The sequence below is a fragment of the Thermoanaerobacter sp. CM-CNRG TB177 genome, from assembly GCF_018588165.1.
Classification (GTDB): domain Bacteria; phylum Bacillota; class Thermoanaerobacteria; order Thermoanaerobacterales; family Thermoanaerobacteraceae; genus Thermoanaerobacter; species Thermoanaerobacter thermocopriae.
In genome coordinates this window covers 1-332 of the sequence record NZ_JAFCAC010000022.1, presented here as the reverse complement: position 1 = coordinate 332, position 332 = coordinate 1, and the positions used below count along the sequence as shown (strand labels likewise).

The following is a 332-nucleotide window of genomic DNA, read 5'->3' as shown; positions in this document are numbered from 1 at the left end:
GATAGTGTAAAATTTCAGTAGGTGATGAAGCAGGAAAATGGGGTATGGATGTAGAAAAAAAGACCTCACCGGGAAAAAATCAAAAATCAAATCAAAGGAAGGTGAGGTCTGAGATGTTATTAGATATTCGACACATAGTGGGCATAATCCTGCTTTTTGTTCAGGGTTTAATGAAAATAATAAAGGAAAGTAAAGACTTTTATGAACTGGAGAGGGGGATACATGAACTTACACAAAAAGTATCAAGGCAACTTCTTGAGTGGGCAGCAGAAGAGATGGACAGAAAGCTAATGGAGAACCGAGATAAAAGAGTGTGGGAGGTAATAGGATTT

1 protein-coding gene is annotated in these 332 nt (G+C 37.7%); it reads left to right on the top strand.

Translation table 11 applies throughout. From position 1 onward, the window contains the following. Positions 1-44 precede the first annotated feature (44 nt). Positions 45-332: UPF0236 family transposase-like protein (locus tag I4N53_RS01540; protein ID WP_255549640.1), on the top strand; the 288-nt coding region annotated here is incomplete at its 3' end.